Source organism: Fictibacillus nanhaiensis (assembly GCF_049537595.1).
GTDB lineage: Bacteria > Bacillota > Bacilli > Bacillales > Fictibacillaceae > Fictibacillus > Fictibacillus nanhaiensis_F.
On record NZ_JBMULM010000002.1, the window covers coordinates 357,120 to 373,220 of the forward strand.

The 16,101-nt window shown below is 39.6% G+C and carries 19 protein-coding genes; all 19 read left to right on the top strand.

Translation table 11 applies throughout. The annotated features are described in order from the left end of the window. The first annotated feature begins 2 nt into the window (after positions 1-2). The 19 genes from ACOZ9X_RS13110 (at position 3) to ACOZ9X_RS13200 (ending at position 15,951) form a co-directional block, all read left to right on the top strand. Complete coding sequence (locus ACOZ9X_RS13110; RefSeq protein WP_423418565.1) at positions 3-803, top strand: 2-keto-4-pentenoate hydratase; 801 nt, start codon at positions 3-5, stop codon at positions 801-803. 11 nt (positions 804-814) lie between these two features. Next, positions 815-994 carry a 2-hydroxymuconate tautomerase gene (locus ACOZ9X_RS13115; protein WP_423418566.1) on the top strand — a complete coding sequence of 60 codons (180 nt, stop codon included), beginning with the start codon at positions 815-817 and terminating at the stop codon, positions 992-994. A 264-nt stretch (positions 995-1,258) separates the two neighbouring features. Next, entirely contained in the window at positions 1,259-2,155 is an 897-nt protein-coding gene (locus ACOZ9X_RS13120; RefSeq protein ID WP_066391910.1) for a manganese catalase family protein, read from the top strand. An 87-nt stretch (positions 2,156-2,242) separates the two neighbouring features. Beyond that, positions 2,243-3,064, top strand: coding sequence for a sensor histidine kinase (locus ACOZ9X_RS13125; protein ID WP_423418567.1), 822 nt, complete (start codon positions 2,243-2,245; stop codon positions 3,062-3,064). After that, the gene (locus ACOZ9X_RS13130) at positions 3,061-3,693 is read left to right on the top strand and encodes a response regulator (protein WP_423418568.1); all 633 of its coding nucleotides are present in this window, start codon (positions 3,061-3,063) and stop codon (positions 3,691-3,693) included. The genes ACOZ9X_RS13125 and ACOZ9X_RS13130 overlap by 4 nt, the downstream gene beginning before the upstream one ends. Before the next feature lie 118 nt (positions 3,694-3,811). Further along, complete coding sequence (locus ACOZ9X_RS13135; protein ID WP_423418569.1) at positions 3,812-5,185, top strand: PepSY-associated TM helix domain-containing protein; 1,374 nt, start codon at positions 3,812-3,814, stop codon at positions 5,183-5,185. A gap of 22 nt (positions 5,186-5,207) precedes the next feature. Next, positions 5,208-5,849: an SCO family protein gene (locus ACOZ9X_RS13140; protein WP_423418570.1), complete on the top strand. Its 642-nt coding sequence runs from the start codon at positions 5,208-5,210 to the stop codon at positions 5,847-5,849. Positions 5,850-6,058: 209 nt separating this feature from the next. Beyond that, the gene (locus ACOZ9X_RS13145; protein ID WP_423418571.1) at positions 6,059-6,340 is read left to right on the top strand and encodes a DUF3817 domain-containing protein; all 282 of its coding nucleotides are present in this window, start codon (positions 6,059-6,061) and stop codon (positions 6,338-6,340) included. 429 nt (positions 6,341-6,769) lie between these two features. Beyond that, positions 6,770-7,399, top strand: coding sequence for a flavodoxin family protein (locus ACOZ9X_RS13150; protein ID WP_423418572.1), 630 nt, complete (start codon positions 6,770-6,772; stop codon positions 7,397-7,399). Positions 7,400-7,415: 16 nt separating this feature from the next. Beyond that, positions 7,416-8,699, top strand: a complete 1,284-nt coding sequence (gene egtB, locus ACOZ9X_RS13155) for an ergothioneine biosynthesis protein EgtB (RefSeq protein ID WP_423418573.1) — start codon at positions 7,416-7,418, stop codon at positions 8,697-8,699. Next, positions 8,696-9,661 (top strand): L-histidine N(alpha)-methyltransferase, encoded by a 966-nt coding sequence (egtD, locus tag ACOZ9X_RS13160; RefSeq protein ID WP_423418574.1) that lies wholly within the window; start codon positions 8,696-8,698, stop codon positions 9,659-9,661. The genes egtB and egtD overlap by 4 nt, the downstream gene beginning before the upstream one ends. Positions 9,662-9,806: 145 nt before the next feature. Then, the gene (locus ACOZ9X_RS13165; RefSeq protein ID WP_423418949.1) at positions 9,807-10,778 is read left to right on the top strand and encodes a ring-cleaving dioxygenase; all 972 of its coding nucleotides are present in this window, start codon (positions 9,807-9,809) and stop codon (positions 10,776-10,778) included. Between the two features lie 451 nt (positions 10,779-11,229). Continuing rightward, entirely contained in the window at positions 11,230-12,171 is a 942-nt protein-coding gene (locus ACOZ9X_RS13170; RefSeq protein ID WP_423418575.1) for a VanW family protein, read from the top strand. A gap of 53 nt (positions 12,172-12,224) precedes the next feature. Then, positions 12,225-13,085 (top strand): MBL fold metallo-hydrolase, encoded by an 861-nt coding sequence (locus ACOZ9X_RS13175; protein ID WP_423418576.1) that lies wholly within the window; start codon positions 12,225-12,227, stop codon positions 13,083-13,085. Positions 13,086-13,102: 17 nt separating this feature from the next. Then, on the top strand, positions 13,103-13,873 hold the full coding sequence (locus ACOZ9X_RS13180) for an alpha/beta hydrolase (protein WP_423418577.1): 771 nt from the start codon (positions 13,103-13,105) through the stop codon (positions 13,871-13,873). Between the two features lie 15 nt (positions 13,874-13,888). Beyond that, on the top strand, positions 13,889-14,347 hold the full coding sequence (locus tag ACOZ9X_RS13185; RefSeq protein ID WP_423418578.1) for a GNAT family N-acetyltransferase: 459 nt from the start codon (positions 13,889-13,891) through the stop codon (positions 14,345-14,347). 24 nt (positions 14,348-14,371) lie between these two features. Then, entirely contained in the window at positions 14,372-15,124 is a 753-nt protein-coding gene (locus ACOZ9X_RS13190; protein ID WP_423418579.1) for a sugar phosphate isomerase/epimerase family protein, read from the top strand. Positions 15,125-15,138: 14 nt separating this feature from the next. Next, on the top strand, positions 15,139-15,546 hold the full coding sequence (locus ACOZ9X_RS13195; protein WP_423418580.1) for a GNAT family N-acetyltransferase: 408 nt from the start codon (positions 15,139-15,141) through the stop codon (positions 15,544-15,546). A 12-nt stretch (positions 15,547-15,558) separates the two neighbouring features. Next, positions 15,559-15,951, top strand: a complete 393-nt coding sequence (locus ACOZ9X_RS13200) for a VOC family protein (RefSeq protein ID WP_423418581.1) — start codon at positions 15,559-15,561, stop codon at positions 15,949-15,951. Positions 15,952-16,101: the final 150 nt, after the last annotated feature.

Genomic DNA, 16,101 nt, shown 5'->3' on the forward strand with positions numbered 1-16,101 from the left:
AGATGACGGTTACAAATAAGACGAACGTGGATTTGGTTGATTATCTGTTAAAAGCAGAAAGTGACGTGACGGAAGTAGTCAAGATTACAGACCAATATCCTGAACTATCTATTGAAGAAGCGTACGATTTGCAAAAAGAACTTATTGAAAGACGCATGGAGAAGACACAGACAAAGCGACTAGGAATTAAGCTTGGACTGACGAGTAAAGCGAAGCAAGAGATGATGGGCGTGCATGAAGCCATTTACGGTTATCTTTTGAGTGATATGCTCGCATTCGAGTGGGAACCCTTACAGCAACACCGTCTCATCCATCCAAAAGCTGAACCAGAGATCGCTTTTATCATGGGTGAAGATTTAATGGGAAGTGATGTGACAGCTTCAGATGTCATGCGTGCAGCAAAGTATGTGGTGGCTGCGATCGAAGTGATAGACAGTCGTTACAAAGACTTCCGTTTTACACTTCCGGACGTTGTAGCAGACAATTGCTCATCCGCTAAATTGATTTTAGGCAGCAAACTCGTTCGCCCAGAAGACCTCGATCTGGCGAATATCGGAATGGTAATGAGTAAGAACGGAGAGATGATGACAACCGGGGCTGGATCGGCTGTTCTTGGACATCCTGCTGAAGCAGTAGCATGGGCTGTTCAAAAGCTTGCCGAACGAGGTGAAGGTTTATTAAAAGGAGATATCGTTTTGAGCGGAGCATTATCTGAAGCGATCGCTTTTGATATGGATGATACGATCGTCGCGCAGTTCGATGGTCTAGGATCTGTTACACTTTCTTCGAGATATGTGAAGTAGGTGTAGCGCTCATGCCGATCATTCATGTGCAAGTGATAGAAGGGCGAACAGATGAACAGCTGAGCAAACTGATGGAACGGTTAACATTGGCGGCGGCTGAATCATTGGAAGTTCAAAACGAACAAGTTCGTGTGCTGATTCAAGAGATTCCCAATAAGCATTGGGGAGTTGGCGGAAAACCCAAATTTTAAGAGCTAGAGATGTGACCCTTTGTTGAGCAAAGGGTTTCTTTTTTTTTGGATGCGAGTGGTTTGTGAGCGATTCTCGGAATTTGTGAGCGATTCTTGGGATTTGTGAGCGATTCTTGGGGTTTGTGAGCGATTCTCGAGATTTGCGAACAATACTAGAAATTTGTGCTCAATTCTCAATCTCCTCCAACCTCATGAAATAATCGGTATAGTACAATCTTGACTTCACATACCCTTAAACGACATGCAATCGGAGGAGGGAGCTTTATGTTTAAACGCTTTAACAGGCTGGCGATCGAACTGCCGACACCGACGAATCCTGATGCGAATGCGGCAGCGGCAGTTCAAGAATTGCTTGGTGGTCGTTTTGGTGAGATGTCGACACTTAATAACTATATGTATCAATCTTTTAACTTTAGAAAAAGAGGAAAATTGAAACCGTTCTTTGACCTTGTCTCGAGTATTACAGCAGAAGAGTTTGGGCACGTTGAGCTTGTTTCACACACGATCAATATGATGATTTATGGCACGACCCATCCTGGAGATGTGAACGATGCGCCGATGGCAGCTGCTACCGATAAAAGGAATACTCAACATTTTATTGGTACGGCACAAACATCCTTCCCTTTTGATTCGATGGGAAAAGCTTGGAACGGCGATTATGTGTTTAGCAGTGGGAATCTACTTCTTGATCTTCTGCATAACTTTTTCTTAGAGTGTGGTGCAAGAACGCATAAGATGAGAGTTTATGAGATGACGAGTAACCCTGTTGCCCGAGAGATGATCGGCTATCTTCTAGTGCGCGGTGGTGTACATGTTTTGGCTTATGCAAAAGCGATCGAAATGGTAACAGGCGTTGATATTAAAAAGATGCTTCCAGTACCTGATCTCGAGAACTCGGCGTTTGAAACAACACGGAAATTTGAAGCTGAAGGCGTACACAGAAAATTATATACGTTTAGTGATACGGATTATCGAGATATCGCCTTGATCTGGGCAGGGCAGCATCCGTTAGGTGGTCCACTTGAGACAGTGATCGGCGCTCCAGCTGGTGCTCCAATGCCGGAGTTACGGTCAATCTCAGAAGAGTTCGCGCCAGGTATCTCTCATGAAGATTTTATGCAGATTGCTGAAAGACTGAAGAAAAATGCAGGAATAAGTTGATCTACCGGCGTACCTTGCGTCGGTTTTTTTTATGGTATGATTTATTATGTTTATAGAATTTGTGAGAAATGAAGGGAAGTCCAGCAGATGACATACAGACAAATTAAGTGGTTAATTCTGCTCATTCCAACGATTTCCGTTGGTTTATGGGAATATGTTAGACATACGGTTCTGTTGCCTTATATATCCATGAATACGGGAAACTGGCTCTCTGCCATCATTGTATTTTTAGTTACACTTTATTTTTTGAATATCTTGTTTGGAAGGTTAGAGCGTATGCAGCAGGAGCTTCAGAGAGAACGTTCTGAGAAAGCGGTCCTAGAAGAACGAGAGAAAATTGCGAAAGAGCTGCATGACGGCATCGCTCAGTCGTTATTTTTTCTCTCCGTTCAAGTGAATAAGCTGGGAAGTGAGTTTAATAAGGATGATAAATCGTATAATAAACTCAAAAAAACATTGCAGCACATTCACGACGATACGCGTAGTGCGATTCAAAATCTTCGAAACGTCCCGGCTCAAGCCGATATTTCGTGGATTACATCATTAAATACCTTCTTCAATGAAATGGAGACTCAGCATGACTTCAAGATTCATCGAGAGTGGAGTTTGAATGACGATGATTTAACTTCAAAGGAAAAAATCGAGTTGTTTGCTTGTGTACGGGAAGCTATCATCAATGTTATCAAACACGCTGACACGAACGAAGTATGGTTGAACACTACAACTACTCCAAAAGGATGGATATGTACCGTTGAGGATCAAGGTTCAGGATTTGATTCTCAAGAGCCAACAGAGGGTTTTGGTCTAAAAATTTTACAAGACAGAGCGTATTCAATGGACTGCAAGCTAGAGATTACCAGCACGGCAGGAAAGACAATGATCACGATTGAGAAGGAGGGAATCGCATGACACAGCCTATTCGTTTACTGATTGTCGATGATCATCATCTTGCTCGAGAAGGTGTAAAAGAGATTTTGGAGTGTCAGACTGAGTTTGAAATTGTGGGTGAAGCGTCTAACGGTTTACAAGCGATAGAGAAGACTAGAGCTCTTATGCCGGATCTTGTGCTCATGGATATTTCTATGCCCAAGATGAATGGTTTTGAAGCGACAAAAGAAATAAAGAAGCAATTTCCAAACATAAAAGTCGTGATCATGACGGTTTCTTATGACATTACGGACTGGTTTGAAGCTCTAAAGCGAGGGGCACAAGGATATCTTCTTAAAAATTTGAACACAGAAGATATGTTAAATGGATTAAAAGCTTATGCCATGGATGAAATACCGATGTCGAAAGAGATGGCTTTTCGAATATGGAAAGAGTTTAAGAAGGATGGACAAGCTGAGCAAGCTCTGTCAGCCCGGGAACAAGATGTGCTTCAATTGGTTGCCAAGGGGCATTCCAATAAGGAAATCTCAAAAGTTCTCAATATCTCTGAGAATACGGTTAAAACACATATGAAGAACATTTTAGGAAAACTGCATCTAGAAAATCGTGTACAGTTAGCGAGTTATGCTTACGATAACGGAATCGTTTAATTTCCAGTGTCATACAATCGACACAATTTTATATTCGTAATCACCCTTTAGAGTGATTACCATTAGCAGCTTGTTGTTTATACTTTTCCATATTGAGTACGATAAGGAGAATATAGATATGCAAGCAACAGCTTATAAGCTACCAGAAAACAACGAGAATGCTTCAAAAAAATCCAATAGTCTCTACCAGACGTTTTGGAGATGGCATTTTTATGGCGGAATTATATTTGCACCTTTTTTGATCTTACTTGCGATTAGTGGAGCATTATATTTATTCCAAGCTGAAATTGAAACGATGATCTACAAAGACAAGATCATTGTTCAAAAAGGTGAACGACCCCTTCCTCTCTCGCAGCAGATTGACACTGTTCAAGCGGAGTATCCTGGCGCAGAGATTGGTTCGGTCCGACTTCCAAAAGAAGAGAATCGAGCTACTCTAGTAAAAGTAATAGAAAATGATATGGCTACACAGGTTTATGTAAACCCATACACAGCCTCTATAACAGGAACGATACTTGATGAGGATCATTTCAAAAACATTGTCGCTAAGCTTCACAGTGAATGGATTGTTGGAGGAACGTTCATTAATCGATTCGTTGAACTGGCTGCATGTTGGACGATCATCATATTGGTGACAGGTCTATACATTTGGTGGCCAAGAAACAAAAAGACTTTAATGGGAACGATTTTTCCACGCCTTAAGAAGAATGGTCGCATGTTCTGGAGAGACCTTCACGAAGTGACAGCGTTCTGGCTGTCGTTGATGATATTAATCCTTATCGTTACAGGTCTGCCATGGTCAGGTGTGATGGGAGAACAGATCAACAAGCTGGCGACAAATGCAAATGCAGGCTACCCAACTTATGCATTCATGGCGCCAACGGCAGAAAAGACAACAGATGAGATCGCAGAAGATATTCCATGGGCAACGGAGAACAATCCAGCTCCAACATCAACGAAAGATGACGGATCACTTTCTGTTGATCAAGTGATGTACTTAGCGCAAGAGAACAAGATTCAAAAGCCTTACACGATTTCAATGCCTGTAGGAGAAGATGGCGTATTTACTGTTGCTTCTTCAAGAGATAAACCGGAAAATGAAGCTACCGTTTATTTTAACCAGTACAACGGAGACATTGTGGAAGATGTGAGGTTTAGTGATTACGGCTGGATGGCTAAAGCGATTTCGATCGGAATTGCGCTCCATGAAGGTCATTATTTTGGCCTGGCTAATCAAATTTTAGGAACAATAGCTGCTCTCGGTTTAGTAGCAATCGTCATCTTCTCACTCATCATGTGGAAGAAACGTAAACCTTCTGGAAGATTGGGAGTGCCAAAAAAATCGGACAAGAAGCTAAAACCTTGGATCATCATCCTCATGGTCATAACAGGTATTGTTATGCCCCTCGCAGGTATATCTTTCGTTTTCTTATTCTTATTAGATCGCTTTGTAATTCCACGTGTAAAACCAATTCAGGCTTGGTTGTCATAAAATGATTAGAGGTGAAGAATAAATGAATAGAATGATGCTGATTTTGGGACTAGTACTGACGATGGCAATATTGTCAGCATGCGGTTCAGATGGATCAAAGGACGAACACGAGAATCATAAGAACCACGAACAACATAATAGCGAAAGCAAGGAAACGTCTCAGTCATTAGACTGGGACGTTCAGTCGTTTTCTTTTAAAGACCAAAACGAGGCTGAATTTGGATTGAAAGATTTAAAAGGTAAAGTGTGGATGGCGAATTTTATCTTCACAAATTGTACAACAGTTTGCCCGCCTATGACTGCACATATGGCTAAACTGCAAGGTATGGCAAAAGAAGAGAAGATTGATGTGGAATTTGTATCTTTTTCTATCGATCCAAAAAGAGATAATGCTGAGGCATTGAAGAAGTTTGGTGAAAACTATGACGCAGACTTTTCGAACTGGCACTTTCTTGGTGGCTATGAAGAAAAACAGATCGAACAGTTAGCAAGAGATTCATTCAAAACACCAGTAGTGGCTGATCCTAACTCAGACCAGTTCATCCATGCATCAGCCTTTTTCTTAGTGGATAAAGAAGGAAAAGTCGTATCCAGATATGATGGAGTAGAAAATACACCATACGAAGAGATAATTGCAGATATGAAAAATAGACTGAAAAAGTAAACCAGCTTTTTAGGGTAGTAGAAATAGAGCAAACACGCTGGTGGAAAAATGAAACGTGAGGAAAAGAAAAATAGTTGGGGGTCTGACCCCAACTATTTTTCTTTGAATTTGTCACACAATAGTTATGGTTTGGAAGTCTAACTTCTACCTACTTATGATAAAACTAAAGATAGAATCGTCATTATGCAATAATGGAGGTATATTCAGTTATGAATCCAATAAAAACGTTAAGAACAGTAGGATATCTTGAAGGGGCTTCGTTCTTAATCCTTCTTTTCATCGCCATGCCGTTGAAGTATTTCTTAGATCAACCGATGGCCGTATCAATCGTTGGTGCGCTTCATGGTCTATTGTTCGTGCTTTATATTCTAGTCATTCTGTATGTGTACAACGTGAAGAAGTGGCCGATTATGCGTGCATTCTTGGCATTAGTTTCTTCTGTACTGCCGTTCGGACCTTTCATTTTCGACCGCAAGTTTTTAAAAGATTAATACTGTTTAAGGGAGCCACCTTATATAGGAAGGCTCTTTTTTTATGGAGTAAAAGGTAGAGAAGGTGTGTCATCATTTGTCGAAAAGCCTATTTTTTTCGATTTTGACTTAATTGTTGCTGAATCAGACTTAATTATTTTATTTTAGATTTAATTGATAGCGTTTTCGGCTTAATTACTAGCGACCATGACTTAATAAACCTTCCCAGCAACAATACATACTAAAGATGTGCTTTCCCCAGAAACACTGCACATGCTATTGTCCTCCTCGGAAGGAAAAGCTAACTTTCCACAGCTCACTAAACGGATACCCCTAGTAATCTTCAATCGTTTTATTCCAACCTTGTTAAGAATTCGTTTAAGTTGTTTTAATTTTCTGATTTTCGGCTATTTATACTTTAATATGGTACTAAACAGGAGGGACAATCTCATGATTAAAGCACTTCTACTTAATGCGTCTCTTAAAAGTGGTGATGAAGTCTCCAATACCGAAAGCTTGATGAACGAAGCGGTGCATATTTTTAATAAGAGCAACATAGATACAGAAATGGTAAGGCTTGCTGATTACAGGATCGCTTATGGTGTTTCTGCAGATGAAGGAGAGGGTGATGAGTGGCCAGAGATTTTTGAAAAAGTAAAAAAGGCTGATATTCTCATCATCGGAACGCCGATCTGGCTCGGTGAAAAGAGCAGCCTTGCTACACAAGGCATAGAGAGGCTATACGGTGCGAGTGGAATGACAAACGAAAAAGGCCAATATCTATTTTATAACAAGGTAGCAGGTGTTGTTGTGACAGGTAATGAGGATGGAGCGAAACATGCGAGTGCTTCCATTCTGTACGGCTTGTCTCACATTGGTTTCACCTTACCGCCAAATGTAGATACATATTGGGTTGGTGAAGCAGGTCCAGGACCTTCCTATATAGAGGCGGAAGGCAACAGAAATGATTTTACGATGCAGCACAATAAAATAATGACGTACAATCTGATTCACTTTGCAAAGTTATTAAAAGAACATCCTATTCCAACAGAAGGCAATGTGGTAGAAAGCAATAGCTAATTAAGGGAGGATACTTATGGCAATCGATCAGGTAGCGGTAGAACGATTAATTGGGCAATTCGAAAGGATCAGGTCATTATCAGAAAAACTTGCATCAAAACTTCAAAATGAAGATACGATCATTCAGGCGATGCCAGATGTGAGTCCGCCAAAGTGGCATCTAGCACACACGACATGGTTTTTTGAACGATTCATCTTAAAAGAAAAAAATCCGTCCTATGTTCCTTTTAATCCAAAGTTTGATTATCTTTTTAATTCCTACTATGAAACGATCGGTTCGTATCATCCCAGACATTCTAGAGGCGTGCTTTCCAGACCGTCGATGGCTGAAGTGTATGCTTATCGTGACCACATAAACACAGAAATCTTGAGTCTTCTTAAGAACTATGGAGATCAGCTTCCAAAAGAGGTTGAGGATCTTATTGAGATCGGTCTTCAACACGAACAGCAGCACCAGGAACTTCTTTTAACAGATGTAAAATATAACTTTAGCTGCAACCCTTTACTACCTCCGTACACAGAATCTTCTTCTTCATCTGATCACACAAATTCTGAGCAAAAATCGCAAGTCACTGAAATTAAGATTGAAGGAGGACTCGTTGAAATTGGTTTTACAGGAGCGGGATTCTCCTTTGATAATGAACGGCCACGTCATAAGGTTTGGCTGAATGCTTACGAGATATCTTCCCATCCCGTCACGAACGGAGAATATCTTTCTTTTATTGAGGCGGGGGGATATGAACAGCCTGAGCATTGGCTGTCAGATGGCTGGGCAACAGTTAAAAAGGAAAAGTGGAAACATCCTCTTTATTGGCGTAAGAGTGAGGATGGCTGGTACACGTTCACATTAACAGGTGAAAAGAAATTAAATCTTGATGAACCTGTCTGCCATGTAAGTTTTTATGAGGCAGATGCTTTTGCTAGGTGGAGCGGAAAAAGGTTGCCAACAGAAGCAGAGTGGGAACATGCGATGAGTTCCCTCCCAATAGAGGGGAATTTTGTTGAAGAAGAATCGTTTCATCCGGTTGTCGGTGATTCTTATTCAAAATCACCAATAAAAAAAGCGTTTGGAGATGTTTGGGAATGGACCAGCAGCCCATACACATCCTATCCTCAGAGTAAGCCGCTTGAAGGTGCGCTCGGTGAATATAATGCAAAATTCATGTGCAATCAGATCGTTTTGCGAGGTGGATCGTGTGCAACATCGAAATGGCATATCCGACCTACTTATCGCAATTTTTTTCAAGCCGATAAAAGATGGCAGTTCAGCGGAATTCGCTTAGCGGGGGATCTCACATGAAAACGATAAGATCAAACGTTCATTATCACATCGGAAACGAACCTGAAACAGATATGTATAGTGAAGTACTTCATGGACTGCGACAAGAGAAAAAGTTCATTTCACCTAAGTATTTTTATGATAAAAAAGGTTCTGAGTTATTTGAAGCGATTACGATGCTCCCAGAATATTATCCGACCCGAACAGAACTGCTGATCTTAAATAAATATAAAGATGAGATGGCTCACGCAATTGGAAGCGATACGGCACTCGTGGAGTTTGGAAGCGGCAGCAGTGAAAAAGTTAGGACGCTTCTTGAGGCTATGCCTGATCTTAAAGAATATGTGCCGATCGATATTTCTAAAGATTTTCTATATCAATCCGCACGAGCTCTGTCAATTGAATATCCTCATTTAGACGTGCATGCGGTGTCTGCCGATTATACGGATGAGTTTGGGGTGCCTGATCTTAAATCTAATCGCAAAGCGGTGTTCTTTCCGGGATCTACGATTGGGAACTTTGAGCCTGAGGAAAGAATGAAATTTTTAAAGATGACAGCAAATTTTCTTCGGCCAAAAGGAGGTTTGTTGATCGGAGTAGATATGAAAAAAGATCACGCTGTGTTGAATGCGGCTTACAATGATAATAAAGGGATCACAAGTCAATTCAATATAAATTTACTAAACCGGTTAAACAGAGAACTTTTGGCAAATTTTGATCTCGAAAAATTTCAACATCATGCTTTTTATCATGCAGAAAAGGGCAGAATTGAGATGCATCTTGTAAGCCTGGTAAATCAGAAGATAACGATCGGTAATGAAAAAGTCTTCTTTACTGAAGGAGAGACTATCCACACTGAGAATTCTTATAAGTTTACGATTCAAGAGTTTCAAGATATGGCGAGACAATGTGGATTCACACCTAAAAAAGTATGGTGTGATGATAAAAACTGGTTTAGTATGCATTATCTGGTTGTCGAATAGATTCATACGTAAGGGACTCCGTTTGTCAGGAGTTTCTTTTTTCGTGCACATGTTAATAGCATACTAACGTACGCAAAGCTTTTTGTTGGGCATTTTCTTAGCAAAGGGAGATAATAAAAGAAAATGGAATGGAAGAGGGATTATGATGAAACTTAAAGGAATTCACCATGTTTCTGCGTTAACTGCAAAAGCCCCTGAAAACTTTAGATTTTATACAGAAGTAATGGGCTTAAGACTCATTAAAAAAACGGTGAATCAGGATGACACAAGCGTTTATCATTTGTTTTATGGTGATGAAAAGGGGAATCCAGGAACAGAGCTTACGTTTTTTGAAATTCCGATGGCTAGTAGAAACCATGATGGTAACAACAGCATTTCAGCTATCTCCCTTCGAGTAAAAAATGATGATGCACTTCGCTTTTGGAAAGAGCGTTTAAAAGAACACGGTATTGAAGCAGAAGATATCAAGAAACGTGCAGGCCGTAACACGTTGGCATTTAGAGATCCTGAAGGTCAAAGAATGATTTTAGTCTCGGATGAAAACAACAAAGGAGTTGCAGGTGGCCAGCCGTGGAGTAAGAGCACAACACCACATGAATATGCAGTCGTTGGCCTTGGTCCTGTAAGGTTAACTGTGCCTTCAGCTGAACCAACTGTAGAAGTGCTAACTGAACTATTAGGCTTTAAAAAAATCGGAAGCTACGCACCAGAAGTGGCAGGTCAACCTGAAATTATTGTGTTGGAAACAGGTGAAGGGGGAAGCGGTGCTGAAATTCATGTAGAAGAACGAAATGACCTTCCTCAAGAACGACTTGGTCGAGGTGGAGTGCACCATGTTGCCTTTCGAGTTGATAATGAAGAAGAACTACATGAATGGATTGAAAAAGTAAAAACATCAAGGTTTCCGAATTCTGGATTTGTAGATCGTTTTTATTTTAAATCTCTCTATTTCCGTGAACCGAATCGCATTCTTTTTGAACTTGCAACAGATGGTCCCGGATTTGATACGGACGAAGATATTGAACATCTTGGTGAGTCACTTGCACTACCACCGTTCTTAGAGACTCATCGTGAAGAAATAGAAGCGAAATTAAAACCACTTGATACAAAACAATAAATTCCTATGGCCTGAATCTTAACGGATTCAGGTTTGTTTTTGTTGTTGACATTTTTTTGAGTGTGAACGCGACATAAAAAACGTATTTTAGGAAAAATTAAAAACGCCTCAACAATATAAAGAAATAAGAAGTTTCACAAGATGCATCGGCAAAAAAAGGTGTTAAGTATTCTCGAAAGAGTCACGGACTGCAAGTGACAGGATCAGTTGATGCATGTCCGTATCAAAATCTTACTCTTCATTAAAGTTACCTAAAGTTCGCCAAGGTGGAACTAAAGTCCAAATATTCACCCTGGAAAAAGAAGTCCATCACCAAGGATGAAAGATAATGGAAAAGACTAAAAAATTAGTATGAAAACCAAATTTTAAATGAAAATAACAAAGAGGTCATGTTTGTGATCTCTTTGTTTTTATGAATGAGAGAGAAATAATTAATCGGAGTGATCGATCAATGTTGCAAGTATGGTTAGCTGGACTTCTTTTATTATCAACAACTGCTGAACAAAGCGCTGAAACTCTAATAGTGAATCTGGGAGGGCAAAAGCTTGCAGAAGTAAGCCGAAAACAGTTCGAAGGTTCAATACCTGGGTTTCCAATGATCGATGACACGAAATACAATCAATTTGTTGATATGCTTGATAAAACATCATATAAAGCACCAGTTAATGCCAAATTGAATGATTACGGTGGTATCATACCAGGACAAGTTGGTTATAAATTAAATCGAAAATTATTTAAAGAAAAGTTTTATACGTATTTTTTTGAAACGGGCCCCAAAAACATAGATGTGCCAGAAATGAATATCTATCCAAAAGTGGATACAGAGGTTCTTGCTCATATCAAGAACCAGCAGATCGGACAATATGTTACATACTTTAATTCAAATAACAATAGCAGAACAACAAACATTGAGCTTGCTGCAAAAGCACTTGATAGTCATGTTGTTTTTCCGAATGAAACCTTTTCATTCAACCAAGTTGTTGGCAGAAGAACGACGGCAAAAGGATATAAAAGTGCACCTATTATCGTCAGAGGAGAATTATCAGAGGGAATAGGGGGAGGCATCTGCCAAGTATCTTCCACTTTATTTAATGCAGTAGACCGAGCAGGACTAAGAATTGTTCAACGCTATTCTCACAGCAAACGTGTTCCATACGTACCATCAGGGAGAGACGCGACCGTTAGTTGGTACGGACCAGACTTTCAATTTCAAAACAAATACGATCAGCCTATACTTATTCGTGCCAAACGCTATGGAGGGAGTTTAGTCATCAAACTTTATTCTTCTGAAATCCTTGATCAAAGAAAGAGAAAAGTACCGAATGCACCAACTCATATACCGGAAGAAATACAAACGGACCAAAATGTGCATCTTTCTAACCCTAAGAGATGATTTAAAGTAAAATAAAGATGTTCACATGTTTTTGAATAGGGGAGTTGGATCGTTTGCAGACATTAGAAAAATTAACAGAACGTTTTTGGTACCAAACACCTGTTTCAGACACAGATCGTCCAATTTTAGGAGCCGTTGTGGGAAACGAAATGACTTTGATGATCGATGCAGGAAACTCAGAAAAACATGCATCTTACTTTTTGGATGAACTGCGTAAAAAGGGTATTCGAAAACCTGATCTGGCAGTCATTACGCACTGGCATTGGGATCACATTTTTGGATTGCCAGCCTTAAACATTCCATCCATTTCTTCAGCAGAAACAAAAACAAAAATGCAGGAACTCCTTCCTTTTTCATGGAGCGATAAAGATCTTGATGAGAGAGTTAAGCAAGGTGTTGAAATTGAATTTTGTGCAGAAGCTATCAAAAAAGAATTTCCAGATCACCGAAACATTAAAATAAAACTACCGACGATTACGTTTCATGAAAATATGGAGATTGATCTAGGTGGGGTAACATGTGTTCTTCAACATGTTGGCGGAGACCATACAACAGATTCGATCATTGTATACATAAAGGAAGAAAAGGTTTTATTTTTATCCGATTGTCTCTACGCAAATATGTACGCACCTAAAAGTAACTATAAGGTGAATCGAACGCTGAATTTGTTAGATCAATTAGAATCGTTTAACGCGGATTTTTATATATTCTCTCATTGGAAGGCAGCGACGAAACAAGAGTTTCTAACAGAGGTATCCATGTTGAGAAGGTTCGCTAACCTTACAAAAGAATTTGAAGGTAATCCACAAGCAATTGAAGAAGAATATAAAGTCCAGGTTAATCGTGAACTAAATGAAGATGAACAGGAAACCTTACAGTTTTTTGTTAACGGTTTCAACCTCAACCTAGATTAATAGAATGGGAGAAGATAATGCTACAGACATTCAAAGTGACTATTGGACAATTTGGAGGAATAGAAAGACAGATTCGTGTGTGTCTGCCTGACGATTATAGAGACAGTCAAGAACATTACCCTGTTCTATATATGCATGATGGGCAAAACCTGTTTCATGATGCAGACGCCAGCTACGGTGTTTCATGGGGCTTAGCTGACTATTTAAAAAAGAGTAAAGCGCCTCTTATCATCGTTGGTATTGATTGTAATCATGAGGGATTCGAACGTTTTAATGAATACGCACCATGGGAAAATCCAACAGTAGGACCCGAACTTCTTAAATTTGAAGGAGTTTATGGAGGAAAAGGGGAAGCGTACATCGAGTTTATTCTACATACATTAAAGCCGCTGATTGATAAAAAATACAGAACAAAACCTGACGAAACCTTAATGGCAGGCAGTTCGATGGGTGGACTGATCTCCACGTACGCAGCATGTCGCTACCCTCATATATTTCAAAGAGTAGCAAGTCTTTCTTCCGCTTATTGGTTTAATCAAACAGAGATTGAAAGGTTCATAGAAGAAAGTGATTTAAGTGGGCTCGAACGATTTTATATGGACATCGGAACCGCTGAGGATACCTCAAAGGTGGATGCTGCTCATTACATACGTTCTTCTGAAGAGGTCTATGAAGTTTTTAAGAAAAAGAACATCGACGTGCAATTTAAAATAATCGATGGTGGAGTACATCATGAGACAGCTTGGCGAGAAAGGATGCCTAAGATTATCGAATATCTGATGAAGTAAAGGGGAGATAGGCGTTTGATCACATTTGAGAGAATGGACAACAAGCAGTTTAAAGATTACCTAAAGTTTATGCTGCCAGATTATATTCGTGATACCGCGGAACATTATAAACTAGATCAAGAAATAGCTACTGAAAAAGCAGAAAAGCAAATGGAACAGCTGCTTCCTGATGAGGAAAAAACAGAAGGACAGCATTTATTTCATATCAAAGAAGATCATGAATTAGCCGGCTACCTGTGGTTTCATGTTTCAAAAGAAGAGAAGAAAGCCTTTCTTTATGATATTTACGTGCTGAATGCATTCCGTAAGCGAGGGATCGCTCAGACCGCTCTTCGTTTTTTTGAGAATGAATCAAAAGATGAAGGAGCGGACTATGTGGGTCTACATGTGTTTGGTTCGAACGAAAATGCAATCGAACTATATAAAAAATTAGGTTATAAACAGGCATCTATATCGATGAACAAAGTTTTGTAAACGTTTAAAAGGAGAGAGATAAACATGAGAAAAATTGGATTGCAACTATACTCCATTCAACAAGAAGCTGAAAAGAATTTATTAGGTACATTAGAAAGAGTGAAAGGGATCGGATATGACAGTGTCCAATTTGCAGGACTATACGGAATATCTGCTAAAGAAGTAAAAAAGGTATTGGACGAAAATGCTTTAACGGTTGCTGGAGCTCATATTCCACTTCAGCAATTCTCTGGAGATGCATTTAAAAAACAGATGGAAGATCAACTTATTTTAGAGAATGATTTAATGATCATGCCATATTTAACAGAAGAGGAAAGAAGATCGATCGACGATTACAAGCGTGTAGCAGACGTGTTGAACGAAGCGGGATTAAGAAGCAAAGAGTATGGAATCCGTGTAGCTTACCATAATCATGATTTTGAATTTTACGAGCTTGAAGGTAAGATGCCGTTTGATTTGCTTTATCAAGAAACAGATTCTGATTTAGTCAAGATGGAGCTGGATACGTATTGGGCAAAATATGCTGGGTTCGAGCCTGAAGAGCTGTTGAATAAGTATCGCTTCCGTTGTGTATCGCTTCACCTTAAAGATATGGTAGAAAAAGATGGACAAAAACAGAGCACGATCGCTGGAACAGGTTTGCTTGATATCGATAGCTTCTTACGACTAGCAGATGAACAAAAAGTTGATTATTGCGTGATCGAACAAGAGCATTTTGAAGGAGATCTACTTTCAGAAGTTGAAAAAGGTGTGCAGAACGTTAAAGCACTTTTATAGAGGAGAAAACAGCGGTGGAAGATGTAAGGGTTGTTCCTTATATAGAAAAGGATCATTTCGAGCTGATTCAAGAACTGAACAAACAAGAAGGTTGGACACAATTAGTCGAAAGATATGAAGAAACAAGACTGGCGTGGAGTAAATCTACTATAGCTTATGTGCTGTTACAGAACGAAGAGGTAGTAGGTTACGCACGAGGGCTTACAGATGAACACGTAACACTCTATATTTGCGAGATGCTAATCTCGAAGCCTTATCGTGGACTAGGATTAGGTGGAAAGCTCTTGAACGTCATCCAAGTGAAGTATCCAACAGCACGAATGGAGATGCTTGCATCCCGTACATCGCACACTTTTTATGAAGCGCAAAATTTCAGACCTTTTTATGGATATCGAAGAACGTATGAAGAATGTAAATTTTAGGAGGCGTCTTTCATGAGTGAAAAAGTAACGAGTATCTCTGCCATACAAAGCCACATCAACAATGTATTCGTGCATGTAACTGATCTTAAAAAATCTGTAGCATGGTATGCTGATCTATTGGGAATTACGATTGATGTCAGTGAAGTGCAATCACCTGTACATAACATTCCAGTAACAGGACAAACTGGATTATCACTAGATGATCATACGTTTGATCCATCTTTCCACCGATCACCTGGTTCTGGTCCCATGTTTAATCTATTTGCTCCAGACATTGATGCAGCTTACAAAGAACTTCAAGGGAAGAATATGAAAGTAATCCGAGAGATCGAGTGGCACGGTGAAGTAGCTTGGTTCAATGTAGAAGATCCAGATGGAAACGTAGTTATGATCTGTAATTGTTAATCAATAAATAAATTTTTGAACAAATGATCCTTACCCGTCCTTCATATGTACGAGTAAGGGTCATTTTTATCTATTTAAACAAATATACCATCTATCTAGTATTTTCCTATTTGTGGTAAAGTGAATAATAGAACGTTTTCGGGAGGAATC

Excerpts from the sequence above, each read along its gene's own strand:
- ACOZ9X_RS13170 (WP_423418575.1), top strand. The coding sequence starts at position 11,230 with ATGTTGCAAGTATGGTTAGCTGGACTTCTTTTATTATCAACAACTGCT.
- ACOZ9X_RS13190 (WP_423418579.1), top strand. The coding sequence starts at position 14,372 with ATGAGAAAAATTGGATTGCAACTATACTCCATTCAACAAGAAGCTGAA.
- ACOZ9X_RS13165 (WP_423418949.1), top strand. The coding sequence starts at position 9,807 with ATGAAACTTAAAGGAATTCACCATGTTTCTGCGTTAACTGCAAAAGCC.
- ACOZ9X_RS13110 (WP_423418565.1), top strand. The coding sequence starts at position 3 with ATGACGGTTACAAATAAGACGAACGTGGATTTGGTTGATTATCTGTTA.
- ACOZ9X_RS13135 (WP_423418569.1), top strand. The coding sequence starts at position 3,812 with ATGCAAGCAACAGCTTATAAGCTACCAGAAAACAACGAGAATGCTTCA.
- ACOZ9X_RS13125 (WP_423418567.1), top strand. The coding sequence starts at position 2,243 with ATGACATACAGACAAATTAAGTGGTTAATTCTGCTCATTCCAACGATT.
- ACOZ9X_RS13130 (WP_423418568.1), top strand. The coding sequence starts at position 3,061 with ATGACACAGCCTATTCGTTTACTGATTGTCGATGATCATCATCTTGCT.
- ACOZ9X_RS13145 (WP_423418571.1), top strand. The coding sequence starts at position 6,059 with ATGAATCCAATAAAAACGTTAAGAACAGTAGGATATCTTGAAGGGGCT.
- egtD (WP_423418574.1), top strand. The coding sequence starts at position 8,696 with ATGAAAACGATAAGATCAAACGTTCATTATCACATCGGAAACGAACCT.
- ACOZ9X_RS13200 (WP_423418581.1), top strand. The coding sequence starts at position 15,559 with ATGAGTGAAAAAGTAACGAGTATCTCTGCCATACAAAGCCACATCAAC.
- ACOZ9X_RS13140 (WP_423418570.1), top strand. The coding sequence starts at position 5,208 with ATGAATAGAATGATGCTGATTTTGGGACTAGTACTGACGATGGCAATA.
- ACOZ9X_RS13120 (WP_066391910.1), top strand. The coding sequence starts at position 1,259 with ATGTTTAAACGCTTTAACAGGCTGGCGATCGAACTGCCGACACCGACG.
- ACOZ9X_RS13115 (WP_423418566.1), top strand. The coding sequence starts at position 815 with ATGCCGATCATTCATGTGCAAGTGATAGAAGGGCGAACAGATGAACAG.
- egtB (WP_423418573.1), top strand. The coding sequence starts at position 7,416 with ATGGCAATCGATCAGGTAGCGGTAGAACGATTAATTGGGCAATTCGAA.
- ACOZ9X_RS13180 (WP_423418577.1), top strand. The coding sequence starts at position 13,103 with ATGCTACAGACATTCAAAGTGACTATTGGACAATTTGGAGGAATAGAA.
- ACOZ9X_RS13150 (WP_423418572.1), top strand. The coding sequence starts at position 6,770 with ATGATTAAAGCACTTCTACTTAATGCGTCTCTTAAAAGTGGTGATGAA.